This window comes from Sedimentitalea sp., from assembly GCF_039973035.1.
Taxonomy (GTDB): Bacteria; Pseudomonadota; Alphaproteobacteria; order Rhodobacterales; family Rhodobacteraceae; genus Sedimentitalea.
The window spans coordinates 46,174-64,450 of record NZ_JBDWLR010000001.1; the positions used below are offsets into that span (position 1 = coordinate 46,174).

At 57.3% G+C, this 18,277-nt stretch carries 19 protein-coding genes and 1 pseudogene; 11 read left to right on the forward strand and 9 right to left on the reverse strand.

The window, feature by feature from the left end:
• Positions 1-68 precede the first annotated feature (68 nt).
• The 3 genes from ABJO75_RS00210 (at position 69) to ABJO75_RS00220 (ending at position 2,391) form a co-directional block, all read left to right on the forward strand.
• Positions 69-422 carry a PRC-barrel domain-containing protein gene (locus tag ABJO75_RS00210; protein ID WP_348124743.1) on the forward strand — a complete coding sequence of 118 codons (354 nt, stop codon included), beginning with the start codon at positions 69-71 and terminating at the stop codon, positions 420-422.
• Between the two features lie 303 nt (positions 423-725).
• The gene (locus ABJO75_RS00215; protein WP_348124745.1) at positions 726-1,295 is read left to right on the forward strand and encodes a type 1 glutamine amidotransferase domain-containing protein; all 570 of its coding nucleotides are present in this window, start codon (positions 726-728) and stop codon (positions 1,293-1,295) included.
• Positions 1,296-1,596: 301 nt separating this feature from the next.
• Complete coding sequence (locus tag ABJO75_RS00220; protein ID WP_348124747.1) at positions 1,597-2,391, forward strand: PRC-barrel domain-containing protein; 795 nt, start codon at positions 1,597-1,599, stop codon at positions 2,389-2,391.
• A 31-nt stretch (positions 2,392-2,422) separates the two neighbouring features.
• On the opposite strand, the pseudogene ABJO75_RS00225 reads toward ABJO75_RS00220, so the two are convergent.
• Positions 2,423-2,660 (reverse strand): annotated as a pseudogene (locus ABJO75_RS00225) (integrase core domain-containing protein); the annotation flags it as partial.
• A 130-nt stretch (positions 2,661-2,790) separates the two neighbouring features.
• On the opposite strand from ABJO75_RS00225, the gene ABJO75_RS00230 reads away from it, so the two are divergent.
• The 8 genes from ABJO75_RS00230 (at position 2,791) to ABJO75_RS00265 (ending at position 9,972) form a co-directional block, all read left to right on the forward strand.
• Positions 2,791-3,354, forward strand: coding sequence for a transposase (locus tag ABJO75_RS00230; RefSeq protein ID WP_348124749.1), 564 nt, complete (start codon positions 2,791-2,793; stop codon positions 3,352-3,354).
• A 26-nt stretch (positions 3,355-3,380) separates the two neighbouring features.
• A complete protein-coding gene (locus ABJO75_RS00235) occupies positions 3,381-3,521 on the forward strand; it encodes a hypothetical protein (RefSeq protein WP_348124751.1) in 141 nt (46 codons plus the stop codon).
• A 170-nt stretch (positions 3,522-3,691) separates the two neighbouring features.
• Positions 3,692-5,008 carry a sugar ABC transporter substrate-binding protein gene (locus ABJO75_RS00240; protein WP_348124753.1) on the forward strand — a complete coding sequence of 439 codons (1,317 nt, stop codon included), beginning with the start codon at positions 3,692-3,694 and terminating at the stop codon, positions 5,006-5,008.
• Between the two features lie 58 nt (positions 5,009-5,066).
• Positions 5,067-6,833 (forward strand): hypothetical protein, encoded by a 1,767-nt coding sequence (locus ABJO75_RS00245; RefSeq protein ID WP_348124755.1) that lies wholly within the window; start codon positions 5,067-5,069, stop codon positions 6,831-6,833.
• 76 nt (positions 6,834-6,909) lie between these two features.
• Positions 6,910-7,137: a transposase gene (locus tag ABJO75_RS00250; RefSeq protein WP_348124756.1), complete on the forward strand. Its 228-nt coding sequence runs from the start codon at positions 6,910-6,912 to the stop codon at positions 7,135-7,137.
• A 186-nt stretch (positions 7,138-7,323) separates the two neighbouring features.
• A complete protein-coding gene (locus ABJO75_RS00255; RefSeq protein WP_348124758.1) occupies positions 7,324-7,740 on the forward strand; it encodes a CopG family transcriptional regulator in 417 nt (138 codons plus the stop codon).
• 29 nt (positions 7,741-7,769) lie between these two features.
• Entirely contained in the window at positions 7,770-8,840 is a 1,071-nt protein-coding gene (locus ABJO75_RS00260; protein ID WP_348124759.1) for a PHB depolymerase family esterase, read from the forward strand.
• Between the two features lie 10 nt (positions 8,841-8,850).
• Complete coding sequence (locus ABJO75_RS00265; protein WP_348124856.1) at positions 8,851-9,972, forward strand: C45 family peptidase; 1,122 nt, start codon at positions 8,851-8,853, stop codon at positions 9,970-9,972.
• A gap of 587 nt (positions 9,973-10,559) precedes the next feature.
• On the opposite strand, the gene ABJO75_RS00270 is transcribed toward ABJO75_RS00265, so the two are convergent.
• Genes ABJO75_RS00270 through ABJO75_RS00305 form a run of 8 tightly spaced genes read right to left on the reverse strand, consistent with a single transcriptional unit; the run spans position 10,560 to position 18,268 of the window.
• Positions 10,560-11,171, reverse strand: coding sequence for a hypothetical protein (locus ABJO75_RS00270; protein WP_348124760.1), 612 nt, complete (start codon positions 11,169-11,171; stop codon positions 10,560-10,562).
• Positions 11,168-12,229 (reverse strand): aromatic ring-hydroxylating dioxygenase subunit alpha, encoded by a 1,062-nt coding sequence (locus ABJO75_RS00275; RefSeq protein ID WP_348124762.1) that lies wholly within the window; start codon positions 12,227-12,229, stop codon positions 11,168-11,170. Before ABJO75_RS00275 ends, ABJO75_RS00270 begins: the two co-directional genes overlap by 4 nt.
• A 14-nt stretch (positions 12,230-12,243) precedes the next feature.
• A complete protein-coding gene (locus ABJO75_RS00280) occupies positions 12,244-12,504 on the reverse strand; it encodes a recombinase-like helix-turn-helix domain-containing protein (RefSeq protein WP_348124764.1) in 261 nt (86 codons plus the stop codon).
• Between the two features lie 54 nt (positions 12,505-12,558).
• Positions 12,559-13,023, reverse strand: coding sequence for a flavodoxin domain-containing protein (locus ABJO75_RS00285; RefSeq protein ID WP_348124766.1), 465 nt, complete (start codon positions 13,021-13,023; stop codon positions 12,559-12,561).
• Positions 13,023-14,261: an FAD-dependent oxidoreductase gene (locus ABJO75_RS00290; RefSeq protein ID WP_348124768.1), complete on the reverse strand. Its 1,239-nt coding sequence runs from the start codon at positions 14,259-14,261 to the stop codon at positions 13,023-13,025. Before ABJO75_RS00290 ends, ABJO75_RS00285 begins: the two co-directional genes overlap by 1 nt.
• Positions 14,258-15,766: an aldehyde dehydrogenase gene (locus ABJO75_RS00295; RefSeq protein WP_348124770.1), complete on the reverse strand. Its 1,509-nt coding sequence runs from the start codon at positions 15,764-15,766 to the stop codon at positions 14,258-14,260. The genes ABJO75_RS00290 and ABJO75_RS00295 overlap by 4 nt, the downstream gene beginning before the upstream one ends.
• A gap of 12 nt (positions 15,767-15,778) precedes the next feature.
• Positions 15,779-16,591 (reverse strand): aspartate dehydrogenase, encoded by an 813-nt coding sequence (locus tag ABJO75_RS00300; protein ID WP_348124773.1) that lies wholly within the window; start codon positions 16,589-16,591, stop codon positions 15,779-15,781.
• Between the two features lie 3 nt (positions 16,592-16,594).
• Positions 16,595-18,268 carry a thiamine pyrophosphate-binding protein gene (locus ABJO75_RS00305; protein WP_348124775.1) on the reverse strand — a complete coding sequence of 558 codons (1,674 nt, stop codon included), beginning with the start codon at positions 18,266-18,268 and terminating at the stop codon, positions 16,595-16,597.
• Positions 18,269-18,277 lie beyond the last annotated feature (9 nt).

The following is an 18,277-nucleotide window of genomic DNA, read 5'->3' on the forward strand; positions in this document are numbered from 1 at the left end:
AAGACTACGATCAAATTGGGAACAATGCTTGCGTCGCAGCGTTGTCTTGAGGAAGAGAGAGGTTAAACATGAAAATATCCATTCATATAATCTTCTGCGCTGCTTTCGCATTACCCGTCCTGGCGCAAGACGCCGAGGTTGGAGCGAGCGGACCGGTAGAGACTCGCGATGACTCCTATCTGATGAGCGCGGACGGCATTGAAGTACTGTCCACATCCGGAGAGAAGATTGGCGAGGTCGAAGAAATTCTAGTGGATGCGGACGGTATCCCAGCTGGGGTATTGGTTGAGTTTGACGGAGTCGATCTGTTTGGTGACGATGATGTCGCCGTTCCACTCAAGGCGCTCGTTTACGATGGTCGCGCTTATGTTTCGAAGATGACTGAAGATCAGCTATTGAACCTGCGCCCGTGGGATGAATAGCCAGCTAGCCTCAAGACGGAATCGCCAAGTGTACTGTTGCGTGAACCAAAGCCGTTAGCAGGCAGCGCCATCCACCTGTGTCTTAAAGTCTCGGTCAAGCCAACCCAGATCTTATATGGCGGCGAATTCGCTTTCGATCTCGCCTAGCAACAAAACTAGTCAATCTCGGCGAGCTTGTGAATGGAACTTAGCAGGGCTTGAAGGGTTCCAACCCAAGAGGCGCAAATCCAATGTACCCAAAAATGCTGCGGCTCAGGTGTGCCCCGAGCCCTGCAACGAAATGCAATTTAAGGAGACCGCAAAATGTCAGACCTCAAAAACACGAATATTCTGATCATGTCGACAAATGGTTTTGAACAATCCGAGCTTGTCGTCCCTTTGGAAAAACTCAAGGCGGCAGGCGCAACCGTTCATGTTGCGACACCGGATGGAAACGCGATCACGGGGTGGCAGGACGGCAATTGGGGCGATAGTGTAGACGCCGACCTGAAGATTTCCGATGTGGATGTTGATAATTACATCGCACTCGTGTTGCCTGGCGGGCAGATGAATCCCGACATCCTGCGCGCTGACAGTGTCGCGGTTAACAAGATCCGACGGTTCGTCGCGTCCAACAAGATCATCGCTGCGATCTGCCACGCGCCTTGGCTCCTGATCGAAGCCGGTGTTGTGGAAGGCAGGGAGATGACATCGTATCACTCCATCAATACTGACTTGCAAAATGCAGGTGCAAGGTTCGTGGACCAGGAGGTGGCGATCTCGAACGGGATCATCACATCACGGAGCCCTGAAGATCTTGACGCTTTTGTCGCCAAGATCATCGAAGAAGTGCGTGAAGGTAAGCATCAGCGGGACGTGAAACTCGCTAGTTGAGACTTCAGATGCCCACGGCATTGATTGTCGTGGGCAAACTACAACGCATCCGTGCGTACCCGGACTTGGGTCGTGAAGTGTGAAGTCAGTTCCTGTGCGCGAATTTTTGCGAGTTTCTAAATGGAAATCTAGGCACTCAAAAAATTTCTATACGTTTGTGTATTTATCAACATGCTGATTCCAATGATCAAATGTTAGATAGAATTATCCACCACCCAAAATTTATTGGAACCGCAACGCTCCTTATTGGTTTCATTGCCATACCGCTGGCGACGACCAGCTTCATCAAAAAGGAGATACCATGACACGCTTTTTGACCTCGACCGCAGCAGCTCTTGTGCTCAGCACAGCCGCCTACGCCGACGTACACAAAGCTGCTTTTTCTGACATGACGTTTGATGAAAGCGTCAACCTGAACGCATCCGAGCTGATCGGCATGCGTGTCTACGCGACAGAAACTGACATCAACAATGAAACCGGCTTTGCCGCCGAAGGCGAGAAGGAGTGGGATGATATTGGTGAGGTCAACGAGATCGTTCTGACCCGTGATGGTGACGTTCAATCATTCATCGTCGGCGTCGGCGGGTTCATCGGCATTGGCGAAAAAGACGTTGCCATTGAAATGTCGCAGCTGAAATTCGTCAGCGATGGCGAAGCAGCGGATGAATTTTTCCTCGTCGTCAACGCCAACGCTGCAGGCGTCAAAGAGGCGCCGGCCTACGAGCGAAGCTCGAAGCACAGCAAAGCAACTGACCCGGCCTCTGATCGTCCGATGCTGACGCCCCCCGCGATCGAGCGTGATGGCTATGCGACTGTGAAGCGTGATGATTTGACCGCTGAGGACCTGACCGGTACGCGCGTTTACAGTTCTGCAGATGAGGAGGTCGGTGAAATCAGCGAATTGCTGTTGACCAACGATGGCAAGATCGACCGAGCCGTGATCGACGTCGGCGGCTTTCTCGGGATGGGTGAACACCCCGTCGCTGTGACGCTCGATGAAATAGCAATCGTGCGTCCTGAGAACGGCGGCGATCTGCGTGTCTACATCGACAGTTCGCAACAGATACTTGAGAAGCAGCCTGAATATCAAGGCTAACCAAAAGCTCCGCTGGGGTGAGGGGGAGTCCTCACCCCACCTGTTCATCAGTAAGAGAAATGTCGCTGTTGAGCAGCCCCGCTCGAGTGGTCCAAATTGAAAGTTGGTGCATGATTGGTCTTTGGTCCATCGGTATGATGGCCTCTGGCGCGGTTGGGCGGTAATTCAGTGCACTATGGGGTCGCTTGGTGTTGTATTGGTTCCTCTATCTTTCGATGATGATCTGGGCTTCACGCAACAAATAAAAGTTTCTCACCGTTTAGCAATTCGGCCTTATGTATCAAACGCACCGAGAGCGTAAGCGATGATTAAGGCTCTAGTAGCTGTGAATGTTGCGGCTGGTTTGTCGTATGATCCGTCCGCCTTGCCGCCAGCGGCAAAATACCGACATACGAGGGGATGGCGTTTGCCGAAAACGTCCCTGTGAGAAACCTTGCCGGCGAGAACATATGTGGTTTCCTTTGCCTTGAGCATTTTGCCAACGATCTCTGTAGCCGGAATTTCGCATGTTCTGACTTGGGTTATTCCGTCCTGCGAGGCGATTTGGACGAAAGACCTAGATGGTGCTTCGCTGAACCAAATTTTAGGCGATGTCATACTTTACAAACCACGCGCAAACGGCGCTCTTGGCGCAAGCTCCAAGTCGGTCTTGATTTTGTCAGTGGCGAAGACGTCTGCTCTGATCTGACACCCAATAATGTTGGCGATCCGACAGTGCTTCCATATCTCTTGGCTCAGGCCGATACCCCAGTCTCTCACTTTTTGGCAGACTGTGCTTATGATGGAGAAGCAGCATCTGATTTGCTTGCCGCTTGGTTCGGATCGATGATCGAGGTGAGGATCCCACTACCAAAAAATGCAATATTGAGCCTCAATGCGGGCAATGATCCGATGACACATGACTGTCATACCGTCGAGATCGCAGCCCGCGCGCGGATTGCCTGGCGGAAAGCCACTGGCTAGACCAACAAAGTTGGGGCGAAATGATCATGGACGGCTGGACAGGCGTCATCGGGTCCAAACCAAAGGCGCGCAACTTCGAAAATAAGAAAACAGAAGGCAAGATTGGCGTGCAGATTCTCGATTCCATGGCCGGACTTGGCCGCCCAAGTTTAGAACGGATCGCCTGAATTCCGTTTCGGGTAGGAAGCGTTCTGAGTTGCAGTTGATCCGTGCCACACGGCCAGCCAGAGGGATCCAACCGCTATTTCGAAGTTTGGAAGCTAAATATTGACAACACTCAACCCTACGGTGTTTAGTGGTTTACCCTAGGTAATGCTACCAGTGGGAGGAACCGACCATGCTATGGCGAGCCTTTCTGATCGTCGCTGTGCCACTGGCGTTGGCCACCACAGCATCCGCGCAGACGACGCTGACCATCGCGACGGTGAGCAACCCCGATATGGAGCGTATGCAACAGCTGTCCGACGCATTCACTGCTGACAATCCCGGCATTGAATTCAACTGGATCACGCTCGACGAGAATACGCTGCGACAGCGGGTTACGACCGATATCGCAACCGGAGCCGGGCGTTTTGATATCGTATCGATTGGTACTTATGAAGTGCCGATCTGGGCCGAACGGGGCTGGCTGTCGTCGCTCGACGAGATGCCCGAAAACTATGAAAGCGACGACATCTTACCGCCGATCAGAAACAGCTTGAGCTATGAAGGCACGCTTTTCGCCGCGCCTTTCTACGGGGAATCCGCTTTTACGATGTACCGAACCGACCTGTTCGAGGAGGCGGGGCTGGAAATGCCGGATGAGCCAACCTGGGATTTCATCCGCACGGCGGCCTCCACAATCAGCGAACAGAACGATGATGTCTATGGCATCTGCCTGCGGGGCAAGCCGGGGTGGGGTGAAAACGTCGCGGTCATCACGGCAATGGCGAATTCCTACGGTGCGCGTTGGTTCGACGATGACTGGCAACCTCAGTTTGACAGTGAAAGCTGGGCGAGTGCGGTCAATGACTATGTGAGTCTGGTTCGGGACTATGGTCCGCCGGACGCCGCGCAGAACGGCTATACCGAAACACTGAACTTGTTCCAGAACGGACGGTGCGCGATCTGGATCGATGCCACAGTTGCAGCGTCATCGATCGCTGATCCCGAAACATCAAACGTGGCCGACCGGGTTGGCTTTGCGCTTGCCCCCCATCGGGGCCTCGGCAAACGGGCCAACTGGCTCTGGGCCTGGGCGCTTGGAATCTCGTCCGGCTCAGAGCATCAAGAGGAGGCCAAACGCTTTGTCGCTTGGGCGACGTCGAAGGAATACGCGGAAGTCGTCGCCGAGGAGGAAGGCTGGATCAATGCGCCGCCGGGTACGCGGGCCTCTCTCTACGAGAATAGCAAGTATCTGGAGGCTGCCCCCTTTGCCGAGATGGTGCTGGCATCGATCGAGGCGTCCGATCCGGATAACCCGACCGTCGACGACGTTCCCTACACGGGTATCCAATACGTCGCGATCCCCGAGTTTCCGGGCATGGCGACAGCCGTCGGCTCTCAGATCGCCAAGGCGTTGGCAGGCGAGATCCCGACCGATGAGGCGCTCGACAACGCGCAATGGGTCACGGGAAAGGTGATCGAGCGGGCACGTTTCATAAGCGACGATTGACTTTGGACGTGGATGTGCACGGCCCGACCACAAAGCAACGACACCAAGGGAGGATAACGTGACAGAGGTAGCAGACGTCTATCAGAAGCCCGTCTCCGAGATGGATGACGAACTCCTTCCGGTTCCCGAGCACCGAACGCATGGGGCCGGTCACTTTCTCGGTCTCTATGGTGCCGAACATGTCGCCGCGACCGAATTCGTCATTGGCGCGGCATTCGTCGCCATGGGCGCGTCAATTCAAGATATCCTGATCGGGCTGCTGATCGGTAACACACTGGCCGTGATGAGCTTTTGGCTAATTACCGCCCCCATCGCGGTCAAGACGCGGCTCAGTCTCTACACCTATCTCGAACAAAACATGGGGGCGCTCGTCCCGCGATTCTATAACGGGGCGAATGTGCTGATCTTCGTCGCCATTTCCGCGGCGATGATCACCGTTTCCGCCACCGCGGTCCGGGCGCTCTTTGATATTCCGCCGCAGGTCTATCCTTACCCCAGCAACCTCTACTTCGCCATGATCGCTGCATCGGCAAGCGTGATCGCGGTGGCAGTGGCCTACTATGGGTTCAACGTGGTGGCCGAATTCGCGACCATTTGCACCCCATGGCTGATGGTGATGTTTACGGCCGGTGGTATGGTCCTGATCCCTGCGTTGAACGAGACTCTTACCGGATACACCACGCTTGCAGGTTTCTCGGATTTTGTGAATTTGGCGGGAGCGACGGTGTTTACCGGAATCAATGCCGCTGGAGAACCCGGGATCGGATTGATTGAAGTCATCGGCTTCGCCTGGGCAGCCAACACCTTCGCACATTTCGGTCTCGTCGACATGGCGCTTTTGCGTTACGCGAGGAAATCAATCTATGGCCTTTGCACCGCAACCGGGATGATGTTTGGCCACTACGTCGCCTGGATTTCTGCGGCCCTGATGGGGGCGGCAACCGCGTCAATCATGAAATTGAGCGTCGCGGTCGTCTCACCCGGCGACGTTGCCTACTACGCGCTCGGCGCCACTGGCTTTGTGATCGTCGTGATCGCGGGTTGGACAACGGCCAACCCCAACCTCTATCGCGCCGGTCTGGCGGCACAGGCGGTCTTTCCCAACATCGCGCGCCAGAAAATCACGCTCGCTGTCGGGGCCGTGGTCGTCGTCGGAAGCTGTTTTCCGTTCATCTACCGCAGCATCCTGCCGATCCTTGCCTACGCAGGACTTGTCCTTGTGCCCATCGGCGGCGTTGTTTTCGCCGAGCAGCACATCCTTCCCAGGCTGGGAATGAAGAGCAATTGGCACCGCCTTAAAGGTGCCAAGGATAACATGCCAGCGCTGATAACTTGGGGGATCTGTCTCGCCTTCGGCTTCGGGTTGAACTTCATCAACATCATTCCCTTCGTCTATCTCTTCCTGCCAACATGGGTCCTCTCCCTTGTCTGTTATACCGTTCTGGCCAAGCAGGCAGGGGCCGGCGAAAGTTACCCCGAGGCGGAGAAGCGCGAGGCCGACTTTGATCGACGGGTGGCGGAGTACCATGCCGAGCTGGCGCGAAGGGAGAGCCATGTGCATGTCAAGGATACTTCGATCCTGACCAAGGTCATCCGCGCAATCTGGATCGTCATCGGTCTTCTGATACCGTTCGTGCTCGCGTGGCGCGTGCTTTTCAATAGCCCCGATCTCTATGCCTATTACGTCAACCGCGAGATGTTCTACGACGTCACCATCTGGTGCACGCTCATCTATTTCGTGTTTGCCTGGTGGGATCTTCAGCGAGGCAAGGCGGTGCAACGTCGTGACGTCGGGAATTCCGGTGCAGCCACACCAACGCAATGACACGGCACGTTATCGGTTGGTGAATACTTTTGAGTAAGACCTAATCCTTGGTCACCGTGGTGATTTGACCGTATGAATGTCAAATGATGCTGTTGAATTTTGGGCGACGCTGCGTCGGAAAACCCGCGGTAGCCAGACGCGTTACTCCGATTTGGCAATCGAGATTTGCCTTAGTCTATGGGTCGTGTTTCGACTTCCGCTTAGACAATCACAGAGCTTCATGCGGTCGACTGCTAAGCAGATGGTCTGCAAGCACGTGATTTCGACATGCAAACTGTTGAAGCTTAATCCGCCTTATAATTGATCTCTGCAACGCGGTCGGTCCGTGGCGGAGAGCTTTCAATAGCTGAGACAAGCCATGCGACCAGCTGTCATCCTAAATTGCGTGCGGGCGATGCGAGAACCTGCCCTTCAGCCTAGATTTTCTCGGAAAATAGCTTGCGCTTACCGCTCATAACTCCATATACCATCCACATGGATGGAGAATTGCATGACAAATGTTAAGCAGCTGCGCGACAGACAACCCGAAAATGAAAAAATCACGATCAATCTGGGCTTTGTTGATCTTGGGCGCATCGATCTGCTGGTGCAGGAGGGGTTCTACTCAAATCGAAGTGACCTGATCCGTACCGCGATCCGCAACCAGTTGGACACACACACCAGCGTGGTCAGTCAGTCGCTTGAGCGGCACACGATGGAGCTGGGTCTGCGCGACTACTCTGTCGCAGATCTTGAGGCACTGAGGGATGCAGGCGAGATGCTGCACGTCAAGGTCGTGGGCCTTGCGCGGATCGACGCGGAAGTCACCCCGGAATTGGCGCTTCAAACCATAGGATCTATCACGGTGCTGGGCGCCTTGCAGGCGAGTTCAGACATCAAGAAGGCACTTGCCGACCGCATCAAATAGGATGCTCAAACCCTAAAAAGGAAACGACCATGAAACTCTTTAACGTAGGCGCGTGGCGCCCTGCGATCGATGGCGCACGCCTTTCGGATGCCAATGATCTGGTGCAACGCACTTTGGCACAACACGGGCTTTCGTCGGGCGCGGGTCTGCCGAATTCTGGCGGAATGTCTACATTGGACAATGTGCTCGCCACGCTGTCACGGAACCACACGGGGGGGCCTACTTCTGCGGCGCTGCCCGATGGAGCCCAATTCAATCAGGACACCTATACCTGCCCCGCAGGCAGTCGGATGTACCGAACCTATGTTCCGGCGTCAGCACGGGACGGTGCGACCGGTGTCATCATGATGCTGCATGGCTGCACCCAATCGCCCGAAGATTTTGCCGCGGGCACGGGTATGAATGAACTGGCCGAACAACATGGCTTTGTCGTCATCTATCCAGCGCAATCGCGCGGGGACAATGCACAGTCCTGCTGGAACTGGTTCAGTCGCGGTGATCAGCGGCGGGGCAGGGGAGAGCCTGCTATTCTGGCCGGGTTGGCAACCCAAATGGCAACTGAGCATGGCATCAATCGAGACCGCACATTTGTTGCAGGTCTGTCCGCTGGCGGGGCGATGGCCGCGATCTTGGGCGAAGCCTACCCGGATGTTTTTGCTGCGGTTGGCGCCCATTCGGGATTGCCGGTGGGTGCCGCCAAAGACGTTCCATCTGCATTTGCGGCAATGGGAGGGACCATTCTCGCGGCACCTGCGTGTATCCAAGATGGTCGGGATGTCAGAACAATTGTGTTTCATGGCGCTGCGGATGCGACGGTGCATCCCAAGAACGGTGAAGGCATCGTTCAGCGAGCCATCAATCGGGATGCGATCAATATCCATGAGACTCGCGAACATGGAGAGGACAACGGCCGGAAATTCAAGCGGGTGATTGCAAGTGACGACACCGGCGCGGGTCTCGTCGAATACTGGATCATTGAAGGGCAGGGCCATGCCTGGTCGGGCGGTTCTGCCTCTGGCTCCTACACCGATCCAAGAGGACCGAGCGCAAGTGCAGAAATGGTCCGCTTCTTCTTTGACACGCCGAGAGAGGTAAATTGAAATGACACAGATGACTTTGACATTTGACGCCATCAGTGAAGACACTCCCGGCCCGAAATGGGCTGCGCGTTGGCAGCGATCATGGCCTGCTTATGAAGCCTGGTTTATGGCCCGTGGTGGCGACACTGGCCCAACGCGAACGCAGTGCGGATGCGCTTTGGAAAGGTACATGCCGGAGCTCGTGCCAGTCTATCGCAGTCTGGTTGATCTCGCGGGCGGATCGGATCGTGCGGCGCGCTTTTTATCGACGTGGTGCCCGCCGCCCTATCTGGGGGGATGCTCGCTTGCTGCCGTTGCCGATCAGAACGAGGTGCGACTGGTGCGCAACTATGATCTGTCACCAGAGCTGAACGAAGGACTGTTGCTGCGAACGGAATGGACAGGACGCCCTGTCATGGGGATGGTCGAATTTCTCTGGGGACTCTCTGATGGCATCAACGATGCAGGGCTCAGCGTTGCTCTTGCTTACGGTGGCCGTTCGGACATTGGTGAGGGTTTTGGCATAACCACGATCCTGCGGTACGTGCTGGAGACCTGCGATACCGTGGTGCAGGCTATTGTCGCACTGAGGCGCATACCATCCCACATGGCTTACAATCTGGTGCTTGCGGATGCTTCAGGCCGAACCGCGCGTCTGGAGATATCCCCCGGGGGCGGGGTCAAGCTGATGCCGAACGCGATCGCGACAAATCACCAGAGCGGTCCGGAACAAGCGGAACGACCCGCCTTTACGCGCAGCCACGAACGTCTAGCGCATCTGGACGGCCTGAGCGTTGCGCCAGCGGATCTAAATCAGCAGTTCCTCAACACACCTTTAATCCAGGATCGATACACCGAAGGGTTCGGCACCCTGTTCACGGCAGAATACGATCCGAAGAGATGTGTGATGGGGCTGACGTTGGCAGGCAACCGATGGGATCACTCGTTGAGTGAATTTGAGGAAGGGCAACGCTTTGTTACTTACACCAATGCGACAGTTGGCGTGGCGGGCACAGTAGCGTTTGACGGTGTGGACTGGTCAGCGGCGGCCCGGATCGACTGGCAGCGGTTGGCCGCAGACTACGCAAATGGCACCGAACAAGTGATCAGCGCCTATCTGCCACGCGCCGCACATGAGGATGTAGCCGCGTAAGCCCGATGGGAAAGGACGCTCGGAGACGTGGCACTGCTGCCTACACCGTGGATCTTCAGCCCGGTGCTATCCGTTGCCCGGCAAGCGATGCTTGCATCGCTGAGAGGGCACGACCAACTGGATTTCCGCTTGGCCGTTGTCATGCGGCTGAACGCACAATGTCAGGCCGTTGCCCCGACGCGACAATGTGGAGAGACTGGGCACCGCGATTTCGATTCCCCCGATAACTTGGCAATCGAACACATCAAGCATTGGGTCTGGCGCAGCGGCTGCCGGAAGACCATGCCCAAGGGCAGGCAGGTCTCAATCGCCAGATCTCATTAAACAGGCCACCCACCTGGCTTCGTCCGGCGCGGTGCCGATCACAGAGCGGGTGCCCCTTCGCCAATCTAGACCGGCAGGTCCCCTTGCTGCCGCAAGCTTAAGTTTTACTCAGCCCAATTCGTCACGCGATGCTTCTGCTTGGGGAACTTGTCGCGGGATCAGCGTTAAAATTGTGCGGCAGCCACAGCGTCGTGAGCGAAAAAACAGCACCCGGTATCAGCTGAGCGATGCTATGCAACAACACTTCAGCGTACCGTTCCCAATCACTCCCATAGGTATCCGTACGTTACCAGTTGGGTCTGAAAGTGGCTTGGCGACGGTCCACCGACACGCATGTTGCGAAGCCATGTTCGACCGTGCACTTCCGTCTGCAGGGCTGTAACGTGACTTTCAAAACAGGCACTGTCCGCCCACACACCGCCCAGACATTCTGCCCCGCTCATGTCCACGTCGCCGCGAAACACGGCCCGTGCGCAGGACAGACTGGAAAGCGCCTGAACATCGCGCAAATCCGTCGTCCCGTCGAGCGTGGCATCATCCAGAACAAGCGTGCCGCACATCTCGGCGCCACGCAGGTTCAGATCCCCATAGATGTCAGAGCCGTCAAGACGCAGGTCATGCCCAAAGACGGTCTCCGATCCGCGCAGTCCGGCAGTAAAATGACAAGCCTTTAACCACGTTAGCCCTAAACAAGTGGCACCTGACAAATCCAGATTGTGCTCAAACACCGAGCCACTCAAATCGAACCCACTCAATGTCAGTCCACATAAATCTACCGGCCCGGTTACTCGGCGCCTAGTCAAGTCCAGCGCCTCACCGGGAACGAAGGGTGCGGTCAGGGCCGCACGCAACGCTTCCGAGGTAATTGGGGTCATGCGGATTCTTTCTCCGTTTCTGCCGCATCCAGCGCTTTGAAATGGGCCTTGGCGCGCTTTACCATCATCTGGCGCAGACGAGATACGCCGATGTCATGCTGGTACAGCATCTCGCGACGGCGGGCGTCTGATGGTATCGATTCCAGCATCGTGCGGTCCTGTTCCAGCACGTGCCAATGCCGGTCCTCCAACACTGCGCGATAGAGGAACCGCCAGCTTTCCGCAGCCAACCCCTGCACCTGGCGGCAACGCCAGAAAAAGCTGTGGTGGGTGTTCTCGTCAATCGGCGTCGCAAAGCCAATGATCCGGAACGGGCCGCCCGGACCCGCGCCATCGGGATAAGGAATGTCGAGACGGAAGAACATCGTCCCCTCGTCGATCACCACCTCGGTATAGTCAAAGTTGACGCCCTGTTGCGAGACACGTTCGATCTGAAAGCCCTTTTCGCGCTTTTCCAGTTTCATTGTGTCCTGTTTGGAGCCGTATGCCAGGGTGAAGCTGTCAGCGTGCAGATAGCTTGCGTGCATCGGGTCGGCCGCATTGTCGAGGCTGAGGCGATAGTTGCAATCCCAGTGGGTCATGCAGGGGAAAACCTGCCATTCGTCAGAGGTGAACTCGACTGGCGGCACAAAGTCAGGGGCTTCGGGCTGATCGGCGGACGGCATGTAGATGAACACCGCTCCGCCGGCTTCTTCAGCGGCGTAAGAGGTCAGCGCCTTGCGTCCTTCCAGCGCACAATCGGGCATCGCGGGTACACGCACAACGGTTCCGGTGCCGTCAACAGTGACGCCATGATACCAGCAGGCGATGTTGTCGCCATGAACATGGCCAAGCGACAATTTCGCGCCGCGGTGAGGGCAGAAATCTTCGATACAGCGAACCTTGCCCGCCCCATCGCGCCACATCACCAGGTTTTCACCCGCGATCTTGCGCGCCAGCGGTTTGCCGACCTTCAGTTGGACCGAGGTGGCGACCGGCATCCAGAATCCGCCCAGCCCTTGGTTCACGTAATCTTCGACCCGGTTGCGGTTGTGGCGGTTTGTGTCATTGGCTTGCATTGGCTTGCTCCCCTTCAGGCCCCGATGCCGTGTTCGGCATGGGCGGCATCATGTGATGCGTTGATCTGTTTCAATTCGTCCTCGAACACGTCGAGAGTCCATTCGCCGGATTGCCCCGAGGGACGTGCGACGCTCTTGGCGTTCAGTTGTTCGATAACCAGCGCGAAGTCATGGCAGCCAGTTTCGTAGACCCGTTCAAGCTCGGTCGCAAATGTGGTTTCCGCCTCGCTCAGGGGGCGGCCTTTGGATTGGGTGCGCAGTGCGGGGTCCTGCATGGTGTCCTCCTAGTCTAAGATAATAAATAGGTCATGGGTGGTGAAATCGGAGTGTCAGGCGGCCTGACTCAATCGCTCCTGGGCCAGCTCGACCATTGCCTGTGCCCAGGGAAAGGCCAGGTCCTCAGCGAGATCGTCGCCGGAGGCATCATGAATGATACGGTCGCCCAACTGGGATGCGCCATGTGCCGCCATCAGTGCCGCCAGTTTTTCGCTGCCTTGTGCAAAGGTATCGTATTCGCGATCTCCCAACCCAAAGATGGCAAAGTGTACACCATTCAGATCAGGGGTTTCGTCCGCCATCGCCTCGGCGAAGGGTTGCGCAGACGCGGGCAAATCGCCGTCGCCATAGGTCGAGCAGACCAGCAGGTAAAAGCAATCTGAGTCAAAGTCGGCAGGCGCAAAATCTTCGAGGTTTTCGCAGGCCACCTCGTGCGCATCTTCCAACTCGGCCTGGATATCATCCGCCAACATTTCGGCGTTGCCGGTTTCGGTTCCATACAGAAGGGTGATTTTCATCAGGACAACTCCTTGTTTGACTTGCACAGTGCCAACATTTCGGCACGGTCCTTGATCTTGGTGCGACAGCGCCCTGCGGGGGCTGCCTCGGTTTCGTGCATATCCATGTGTTTCCAGTCGGAATAGGTCACGACGTCCGGCAGCGCATCGAGAACGCTGGCGCCGGATTTTCCCGGAGCCGCCGAAAGCTCGGACAGGATGCATTTTGCCAACGCCTGCGCGTCCGTGCGATTTTCAGGAATGGTGCCGCGCGGCCCTCGGCGGAACCACCCCGTGGCGAACAGACCAGAGGCCAGCTTGCCGCTATTGGCATCCGCTGCCTGTGTCAGAAGTGAGTCCCGATCCAGATGCCCCTGATCCTGAAAGCCGATCGCGGTGATAAACGACGAACAAACGATGCGCGCGTCCTCACCCTCTACGCTGCGGAAATTGATGGCGGTGACGCGTTCTGAACCTTCCAGCGAGACCGGAGTGAGACCAAAACGGAATGTAATCTGGCGCGGGCCATTGCCATGACCATGAATTTCCGACAGAGCCGCCAACTTCTTTGCCGCCTCAGGTTCGTCCGATGTGGTCACCGCTCCGATCACCTGAATAGAGACGCCGGATAGCTTGGCCAATTCCTTAACCATTACTGGATCGAACTTCGCCCGATCTGCCGATGACCTGCCGATGATATTCAGGGTTTCGATGCCGCTGTTCGCCAGCAAGTCGCCGATTTCCTGGCCGACGTCCGACCCCTCCAGTTCGGCAGGGGTCTTGGCGAGCAGGCGCAACAGATCAATCGCGACGTTGCCGTTGCCCATAATCACCGGATGCGGCCCTAGGTCGGGCAGGGAGGAAGCGTCTGGATAGTCGTTGATCGCCCAGACCAGCCGACCCGCTCCATAGACCCCGTCCAAGTTCTCGCCCGGAATACCTAGCCTGCGATCTCCCGAGAGACCGGCGGCCAGTACGACAACATCATATGCCGTGCGGAGGTCGTCGAGCGATATACGTTCGTTCACCGCAACATTGCCAAAGAACCGCGCGCCTTGGCGTTCGAACAGGCGGGAAAACTGGCGAATGACGCCTTTGGTGCCTTGATGATCGGGTGCGACACCATACCGTACCAAGCCATAGGGCACTGGCAACTGATCGATAAGATCGACCTGCAAGTCCGGCTGTGCCTTGAGCAGAGCTTGCGCGAGATAGCATCCCGACGGGCCCGCTCCGATGATGGCAATCTGTGCTGTCATGATGCCTCCAGCGCGGCACCGGCCCACGGATGGGGTGCGCCGCTCAGATCAACGTAAAAGGACTTTTGCGCCATATAGGCGCGCATACCTTCGCGGCCCTTCTCGCGCCCCATGCCGCTGTCTTTTTCACCGCCGAATGGGGTAGAGATCGAGAACTGCTTGTAAGTGTTGACCCAAACCGTGCCGGTGCTGATCGCCCGTCCGACGCGCCATGCCTTGGGGAAATCGCGGGTCCAAAGGCCAGAGGCCAGCCCATAATTATTGTCGTTGGATTGCGCGATGACGTCTGCTTCATCGTCGAACGGCAGAACCACCAGAACCGGGCCAAAGACCTCTTCACGGCAGATCCGGGCGTCGTTCCCAACGCCCGCGAGGATCGTCGGCAAGTAGTAGGCCCCGTTCTTGTATTCATCGCCGGCTGGTGCCTCACCGCCGCAAAGAACTTCGGCTCCTTCTGCACGGGCCATGGTGACGTATTGTGCGACGCTGTCGCGATGCTCAAAGTGCACCATTGACGCAACCTGAGTGGCCGGGTCAAAAGGATGCCCCACCTTCAGTCGCTTGGTCGCGGCCACAAGTTTGGGCACAAACTCATCATATATGGATTGCTGCACGAACAGCCGTGCGCCCGCGATACAGCTTTGCCCGGTTGACGAAAACACGCCGAACATCACGCCAGCGATGGCCTGATTGATATCGGCATCCTCAAAAACGATGGTGGGCGATTTCCCCCCCAATTCCAGTGAGACCGGCATCAGCTTTTCCGCTGCCTGCCGCGCCAACATCCGCCCGGTCGAGGTGCCACCGGTAAAGCTGACCCGCGCGATATCGGGATGTTCCACCAACAGGTTGCCAATCTCGCGGCCCGCGCCGGGCAGGACAGAAAACAGCCCTTTGGGCAGCCCCGCTTCCTCGACGATCCGTGCCAGTTCAAGGCTGACCAGCGGCGACCAGGAGGCCGGTTTCAACAGCACGGCATTTCCTGCCGCCAATGCCGGGGCGATTTTTTGCGCGTCCGAGGCAATGGGCGAATTCCATGGTGTAATCGCCGCCACCAGCCCCAAAGGCTCGAATACCGACAGGGTGAGCGCATTGCCACGCTGCACGGTGAGGTCTTCGTCCGATGTTTCAAGCACCGCGCCGAAATACCGGAATGTACCTGCTGCCGAACCTGCAAGCGCGCGGGTTTCGGACAGTGTCTTGCCGGTGTCACGGCTCTGGATCACTGCAATGCGGTCAATATTGGCTTCGATCCCGTCGGCGATGGCATAGAGAAAGCGCGCACGCTCATGCGGCTTCAGACCCCGCCAAGCAGGATTCGCTTGCGCCGCTATGGCCCGCGCGATCGCGCGTTCGCCATCCGCACGCGAGGCACCGCGCAGCACCCGGTTGACCGAACCATCCGCAGGAAAGATCGAGGTGATCTCGGCCCCGGTGCCGGTTTCCCATTCCCCACCGACAAAGAGCTTGCCGTCCGGGAGCGTGATATCGCTTGCATCATACATCGGTTGTCGTCCTCAAATTGCCACCGGCCCGATCCGGTTGCGGATTTCGCGCAACACGGAATAGACGGTCGAGACGGAAGTCTTCGCGTTGCCCGCCGAGGGCAAGTTTTCGATCCGCATGGAATAGCGCGCCAGGGGCGAACTGACCTGGTATTCATGGATGTTGCCGGGGGCCTGTGGGTCAGCGATCAGCTCCACCTGCGTGGCCTCAAATCCCGCTCCGGCCAAGGCCAAGGTCGCCGCAACATTGGCATTCTTCGGGAAGTCGGTAGCCGCCTGTCGCGCGGTGCCGTTGAAAAATCCGGCGGGCTCGGACAGCGCTTCCAGATCTAGGGTCTCTTCTGCTGGTGTTCCGGTCCATGCCATCGGAGGTTTGGTCCCACGATAAATCACCTGTAAATCTCCAGCTGCCCCCAGTGAAGCGAGCAGATCAATACCGCCCACGGCACCTGCCGGCAGGATCAATCGGGCATTTCCATCGCGCGCGGCGCCCGTTAACGCGCCATGCAATGCCTCATCCGCAAGTGCGCCGATTGATACTAGAACCACGTCGAGTCCGGCCTCCAGGAGGTCAGGAACAAAGGCTTTCACCGCCGTATGGCCTGCGCATTCCACCACCAAATCGGGTTTGGTTAACAGCAGACCCGCCAGATCCGTACAGACGGTGCGTTCAGCCGAGAGTTTGACAAATTCACCGTCCAAACGCGCTCGTGTGGCGTCGGCAGCGTCTGGTCGCACCAGAACGCTCACCGCGTCCAGCGGAGCGTCGAGCTGCGTAAGTAGGGTAGTGGCGATATTGCCAAATCCGATCAAAGCCAGACGCATGGTTCAGTCCTTGTTCCCGGCTGCGCCCGCAGGGGGGCCGGAAAAGGCCTGCGCAAAGGGGCCAATCGTACACATATCGACTTCGATCACCTGCGGACCATCGGCGTTCAATGCCTTGTCCAGAACTTCGCCAAATGCTTCGACGTCGGTAACTTTATGGTGTGGCATTGCGATGGACCGGCAGAAGGTTTCGAACTCGGGTACTGCCACCTTTGAATAATGGCGACGGCTGTCATACTGCGCATCCTGAATGTTCTGAATGACGCCGTAAGCCTGATCGTTCATCAGTACATAGACCAGCGGAGCGTTCTCATCGACGGCGGTGATCATCTCGGACAGACCCAGCATTGTGCCGCCATCGCCCAAGAGCGTGATCGCCTTTGGACCAGACGACGCCAATGCCGCGCCAATTCCCATGGAAACGCCTTGGCCGATGCCACCGCCAAGCGCGTGAACGCCGTGGCGCGGATTGCCGATGCGGACATAGCGGTTGCCAAAGGTCGAATTGGATATTGTCACGTCACGAACCCAGGCATGGCCCCCTTTGCTGACTCTTTCTGCCAGTGCATCAGCCACTACGCTATAGGGACCGAGCAGGTCGCGCAGGCTTCCTTCGGATTGGGCCTTGGTGCGGGCAATATCAAAGGGCAGATCGGGATCGGTGTCCAGCTTTTCAGGTAACAGATCCAACAGGCGCCCCAGCGTGTCGGCGGCATCACCATGCGAAAAGATTTCTACCCCGTAGTTGCGTCCACCCTGACTGGCTTCGGCGTCGATCTGTACCAACGGACGTGGCAGGGGCAGCTTGTTGTTGCGGGTTTCATTGCCACGCAGCCGCGATCCCACGACGATCATCAAATCACAGGTGGCATAAAGTTCGGCAGCTTCGGGCGTCATGTTGAACGCGCCCAAGGAACCGTTTTCTTCTTCTGACACCACGGCACGGCCATTGGTCGAGGTGACCACTCCAAAACCCCGGCGCATCAATTCGGTCGCCTGTTCGCTCGCGCCACGTGCGCCGCCGCCCAGCCAGAGCATCGGGCGTTTGGCCTGTTTGACCAGTTCCGCAATTTCTTCGATCACGCTGTCCGTGGCGCGAGGTGACTGCGGCAAGGGTGCGTGGACTCGAATTGCAGGATGCGCAGGTGAACGCTGGACGTCGACCGGAATTTCCAGACTGACCGGTCCTGTAGGTGCTGACATTGCTGCCGAGACGGCGGCTGTCAGTGTGCCAATGGCGCCATTGGCGTCCCACATGCGATAAAACGCCTTGGACACCCCGCGCAGCATCTCGGGCTGGCGCGGTACATCATGGATTGCGGCGCGGTCGCGGTCGGCGAACTCTCGGTCCACCTGTGTCGTCAGATGCAGTACCGGCGAACCGGCGGTCAATGCCTCGGCCTGTGCCCCGGCGGCATTGCCCGCTGCCGTACCGGTCGAGGTCATGCAGACACCCAGTTGCCCTGTTACACGGGCATAGGCATCGGCCATATTCATCGCTCCGGCTTCGCCGCGTGCCGGCACGAACCTGATCTTGTCCTGCCGTGCAATGGCATCGAGGATCGGCATGTTGTGAATCGAGATGACGCCAAAGATGGTGGTCACGCCGATATCGGCCAGATAGCGGGCAACAAAGTCCCCAACTGTGCCTGTCTCTGCAATCGTTTCCATTTTCATCTCTTCTTT